Genomic DNA, 400 nt, shown 5'->3' with positions numbered 1-400 from the left:
TCCAATTTTTACGGTTGGACTCGTTTCATAAATGTCGCGGAGTTCCTCCTTTAGTTCATAAGCTATTCCTAAGCAAGCCGAATCTTTGAGCAAGTTCGTTAATTCAAGTTTTTCGGACTCAGTTAAATCCACTTGATTCTTCAAAAGTAAGCAGCGATTCTTCAAGCCTTTTAACTCTAAATTTAAGCGCATCTTATTGAGCGCTTTATTCACTAATTTCATCACATGAAACCGATCAATAACAATCAGGGCATTGGGGAAAACTTCTTTAATTACTTTAGGGAATCCGCCCCACATATCAACGCTTACTTCCTTGACATTCTCCCGAATAGCTTGTGGCTGCTGCTTTAACACCTCGATAATCTCTTCACTTTTATGAGAGTCAACTACTTCTAGTAAT

1 protein-coding gene is annotated in these 400 nt (G+C 38.2%); it reads right to left on the bottom strand.

Annotated elements, in window-relative coordinates; all coding sequences use genetic code 11:
• Positions 1 to 400: transposase (locus FLQ44_RS22575; RefSeq protein WP_147696152.1), on the bottom strand; the 400-nt coding region annotated here is incomplete at both ends.

It is taken from the genome of Vogesella mureinivorans (assembly GCF_007644035.1).
GTDB lineage: Bacteria > Pseudomonadota > Gammaproteobacteria > Burkholderiales > Chromobacteriaceae > Vogesella > Vogesella mureinivorans.
The sequence above is the reverse complement of the archived record's forward strand: the minus strand, read 5'-3'. Positions and strand labels throughout refer to the sequence as shown.